5 protein-coding genes are annotated in these 4,754 nt (G+C 66.0%); all 5 read right to left on the bottom strand.

Annotated features, from left to right (window positions below):
• Positions 1-456: 456 nt before the first annotated feature.
• Entirely contained in the window at positions 457-1,149 is a 693-nt protein-coding gene (locus tag ACI2LW_RS33565) for a hypothetical protein (protein WP_404735040.1), read from the bottom strand.
• Positions 1,150-1,203: 54 nt separating this feature from the next.
• The gene (locus ACI2LW_RS33560) at positions 1,204-1,341 is read right to left on the bottom strand and encodes a hypothetical protein (protein WP_404735039.1); all 138 of its coding nucleotides are present in this window, start codon (positions 1,339-1,341) and stop codon (positions 1,204-1,206) included.
• Between the two features lie 443 nt (positions 1,342-1,784).
• Entirely contained in the window at positions 1,785-2,312 is a 528-nt protein-coding gene (locus tag ACI2LW_RS33555; RefSeq protein WP_404735038.1) for a hypothetical protein, read from the bottom strand.
• Between the two features lie 15 nt (positions 2,313-2,327).
• A complete protein-coding gene (locus ACI2LW_RS33550; protein WP_404735037.1) occupies positions 2,328-4,148 on the bottom strand; it encodes an alpha/beta hydrolase in 1,821 nt (606 codons plus the stop codon).
• Positions 4,149-4,158: 10 nt separating this feature from the next.
• Positions 4,159-4,608, bottom strand: a complete 450-nt coding sequence (locus tag ACI2LW_RS33545) for a hypothetical protein (protein ID WP_404735036.1) — start codon at positions 4,606-4,608, stop codon at positions 4,159-4,161.
• Positions 4,609-4,754: the final 146 nt, after the last annotated feature.

Genomic DNA, 4,754 nt, shown 5'->3' with positions numbered 1-4,754 from the left:
GCAAGACGCTCGGCTGGGATACCCCAGCCGAGCGTCTACGTGATCTACTCACCACCTGAAACCAAGTGGTGTTGCGACGACCCCTTGAACCCAAGATCATGGTCCGGGGCCTTTGACATCTGCTTCTGACTGTGAGGATGTCGGTGGTGCCGCCCGAGGCGGTCTGACCCGCCAACTGACCGACGCGCAGGATCAACGACGGCGTACCCCCACGGCCCCCAGCAGTCCGCTACGCCACCGCACCCTGTGCCTCAGCATGCAGTAGCTCGGGATGATCGAACTCCTAAACCGGCTGTCGCAGGTTCGAATCCTGCCGGGGGCACAACGCATTGCCACTCTGACCTGCGTCGGAGCGTCAGAAAGCCCCTCGGGAGTCAAGTCGACCACCCGGGACTGGGGTGCCGGGCAAGAGCCTCCCGGCGTCGTACTGCCGACCCAAGCCCGTCGCCCGCCCCCTCACCCGTGGTACAGCACCCGTACGACGATCGTGTCCGGCGTCAGGTCATCGAGGTACTCATTGAAGTAACGGCACCGCTCGGGGCCGCTGATCGCGAGCCACCGGCCGTCCAGGGTCAGGAGTGCGTGGGTGGTCAGCGCCTGGTCCGCAGCTTCCCTCATGTGGGCACCCAGGTCGCCCACCAGGCGGGCGGCCGGGTCGCCGCCCACGAGGTCCTCGAGTTCCGGCAGGTCGGCGAGCGCGACCAGTGCCGGCTGGGTCCGGTAGTCCTCCACGGCCTGGATCCTGGGGTAGCCCTCGGGGTCCGCGAAGTGCCTGGCCCAGAAGTGACTCGCCGGGTGCACCGGCGGGTACCCGGACGCGAACGCCTGCCAGGCTTCGAAAGCGCGCCGTGCCTCGGCGGCCGCCTGTGCGCGCGGCGTTTCGAGATCCAGCCGCCCCCGTGGGCCACCACAACGAGGGCGGAACGTTGCGCGCCTCTCCGGCAGCGTGTGGGTTCCCCGGATGAGGCGCGGGTCGTCCTCGTGTCCCGGGACGACCGGGAACTCGCAGCCCCCTCCGTCGATCTGCCAGTAGTCCCACCAGGTTTCCACCTCGGGTTCACCGGGGGCGATGTGGCGGTTGTAGTCGTACGGGGCCATGGCTGCACCGATCGCCTCGGGCACGTCCTCCGGCTCGCGCCGGGGACGCACACCGTAACTCGTCCTTTCGCCACGGCCTCTGCGACTCTGTCCTCATTCTCTGCCTCACGCCCACTGCGGCGTGAGGCAATCGGGCAGCCAGCCGCCGCAGCCGCGCTTCCAGTCCCGCGACATGTCCCAGAGCATGGCCAGATCACCGATGACTCCGAAGACGCCCATGGTCTTGCCCAGCTTCTCCCCCACGCCCGACCTCGGCGCGGATGGCGCTTCGGGCAGGGGGGGCGCCTTCTCAACTACGCAGGCGGGAACGGCTACCGCCACGTCACAGAGGTGGCGGACGAATTCGGGTACCCAGGCTCCCTACGCCTCCAGCGCCTTCCAGCACCACACGTGGTCTGAGGCCTCAGCCCCAGAGAATGCGGAGAGGTTGGTTGTGGAGGCTGCGCTGTCTCGTCATGGGTTGGCTCGAGGTGTTGTCCAGCACTATCGGCCGGCGCCGGCAACGGTAGAGACCAAGTTGGTCGGTGTGGTGCTTCGCACGCTCGGCGCGCACGAGGTCGTCGGGCCCGGCAGCGACCTCCCGTTGTCGCTCCTCGCAACTTCACGGGCCTCGAACCCGTCACTCACTCCGTCTGGTCGGTACCGGCCAGGGCTCTCAGCTCCCAGACACCCCCGCTAGAGCACCGTTAGAAGTGCTCGACCTCTTGGCCGTCCGGGACCTGGTAGCAGCCGGAGATGACATCCACGCTCAGCATCGGAGGGTTATCCTTCGCCATCTGAATGATGTGCACACTGGCCTTCTTCTCGTCGTTGTCAGCCGTGAGCCTCAGGTTCTTGTTCTTGCTGGTGTCCGGCCCGTACTCGACGATCTTCCAGCCGCGCTTCGGCAGTGCCGCCCTGAGCCGTTGCATGGCTACCTCGAGGTCACCGGAGGACGCCGGGGTGAAGCTCCACGGGTGGAGGACCCGGAAGTATTTGTCCGGGTCCTTGCCGGAACACTCCGTCACGGTCGCGCGGCTGTCGGACGTCTTGCCTTTGACGCCGATCAGTTCGTAGATACCGCTGGAAACACCTTCCACCTCGTCAGCGGCATCACTCGACGTGCTCGTGCCGGCGGAGGGGACGTCGGACCCGTTGTCAGTCATGTTGCATCCGGTGAGGGTAGTGAGCGCAAGGGGTATGGCGAGCGCGAGGACGCCCAGCTTGATCTTCACGTCAGAGAGTCTCTCCTACTTCACATGATCCCAAGACCCGGGCGGCCCGAACGTGCCGTACGAGGGCTTCAGCTCCACGTCGTCGCCCTTCCCGGCAACGACCAGCGCCTGGTTCAGCAGGCTCTTGGAGCTGGGGTCCCAGTACCCGCTGTGCCCATGGGTGTTGGTCGCCATCTGATTGGCGCCGAAGTCCGGGTCGCTGGGGATGATGGTGCCATCCCCGCCGAGGTAAGGGCGGCCGAGCTCCGGAACCGGGTCCGAGCCGCCCTCCTCGTTCCACACGTGCCCTTTGGGGACGTCCATCTCGTCGGCACCGGACACCAGGACGCCGGGGCTGCCCGCGAAGACGACGTCGTCGGCGTTGAGGGTCCCCTTCTGGGCCGCGGCTCCGATGAGGGCCGATCCGTACGAGTGACCGATCACGGTCCGGTGCGGTGGTGTGTCACCGGAGTGTGACGCATCGAGCCCGTCCAGGAACTTGTTGAACGCTGGCGCACCGTCGTATGCGTAGCTGTCGTGCCGCGCGTCCTTGACGACTTCGTCCGGCGCGTCGTAACCCAGCCAGGTGATCGTGGAGACGGTTTGACCGCCGGACTTGGAGTGGGCCACGTCCCAGACGTTGACCATCCGGTTGATGTTGCCTTCGATGCTGTTCAGGTCCGACGTCGTGCCCGGCACATAGACGGCCTGGTGGTCCGCGGTATCCGGGTTCCCATTGGCCACGATCGCGCGGCCGTCGTCGTCGGCGCTGAAGCCCAGCAGGTAGGCCTCGGGAAGCCCCCGCTCGCCCGTCTTGTCGAAGCGGCCCTGGATGGCCTTCATACCGTGCAGCGACTTGTCGAGGTGGTAGTACCGATCGCCGTACTTCTTGTACCAGTCCGTCCATTCGGCGGAGTGGACCCTGGATGACCAGCCGAGCTCGGAGATGGTGGTCCACTCGTTCTTCGGCGGCTTCGGAATGCGGTCGAACTCCAGCTGGTAGCGGGCTCGGGTCTCGTCCAGGACGATGCGGTTGGCCTCGTCGCGCACCGCGGAGGGCAAGCCGTCGAGCTTGCCCACGCTGTCAGGACGCATGGAGATGTAGGCCGACTTCTGCTCGTCCGTGAGCCCCCTCCACCAGGCCGCGTTGTCCTTCGGGTCGCCGTCCTTGGGCGGGTGGGGCAGAGAGTCGAGGTACTTCTTGCCGGCCTCGCTCACGCCGTCCTGGTCGGACTTGACATCGGCCCAGTCCCTATCCGAGACCATCAAGTCGTCGTCGGCCTTCAGCGCCCGCAACTTCGGTGCCCACTTCGCGTCCGCGTCGGTGGCTTCCTTCAGCGCGTCACCGATACGGTTCGCGAACCCGACTGCTTTGCCGAAATTCGGATTCGGGTGCATGTGGATGGCCTGCTGCTCGATCGCATTCGCCGTCGGGTCCGTCGAGCTCGTACTGACCGCTACCGTGCCCCCCTCGGGCACCTTGCCATCGACCTCGTTGCCGCCCGCCGGGAAGGAAACCGAGCCGTCCGCACCGACCGTGCAGCCTGCCGCCTTCGCATCCTCCAGAGCCGCCTCCAGCTTTCGCTTGGCCGCCGCCATGTCGAAGGCGAAACCAATCAGCGCCGTACTGGCGAGCGCACATTCGGTCTGAATGTAGTGGAAGTTCTTACCCAGCTCCTTCAGCTCTCCGACGGCGGCCTCCATCGCCTTGCCCTCAAGCTGGTTGCGCAGGCTCGGCACGATCTTGTTCTCGATCGCATCCTTGGCCGTGCTCGCCATGTCGCTCGTGGCGCGGTATCCGTCGGCAGCCTCCTCGAACTCCGAGGTCTTCAGCGCCTTCAGCGTTGTTATGTTCATGACTGCCCCGTCACCGGCCCTTCGCCTGGCCGCCGGCGGCGTCGGTGTCCTTGTACTTGGCCGCGACCTTGTCCAGCTCGGCCTTCACTTCACCATCCGACTTCGACAGGTCGTGCCCGGACCGCTCCATCAGCCCGCCCAGCTCACCACAGCGGCCCTTGACGTCGGTGACGTACTTCTTCCAGGAGTCGTACAGCTCCTTCTGGGCCTCCGCGGACTCGCACCCGGACGCCTCACCCAGGCCCGACTGCCCGTTGTCCAGCTTGCCCAGTACCTTGCCGATGTCGTCCTGGAGGCCCTTGGTGTCCTCACCGGCCATCGTCCAGGTCTTCTTGTCCGACTTGAGCTTGCCCGAGGCACCGCTGCCGCCCGGATCCATCGGGATGTGGTTCAACTGCATGTGGGTGGATCCGCGGGACGCCGCGTCCACCTTCAACTGCTCCCACTCGTCCCAGGCCATACGTCTGGTCCTCCCCGTTTCCCCGTTGCCGGCATCCCCCGCCGGCCCCCGGGACGTGTCAGTGATTTTGTGTAAGTCCTTGGGGTTCATACGGCGTTGAGTCGGTCCTCGAAGAACAGGGAGAACTGGTTCAGCGCCGTCTTCCA

Origin of the sequence: Streptomyces sp. NPDC004065, assembly GCF_044903565.1 — a bacterium.
Classification (GTDB): Bacteria; Actinomycetota; Actinomycetes; order Streptomycetales; family Streptomycetaceae; genus Streptomyces.
The sequence above is the reverse complement of the archived record's forward strand: the minus strand, read 5'-3'. Positions and strand labels throughout refer to the sequence as shown.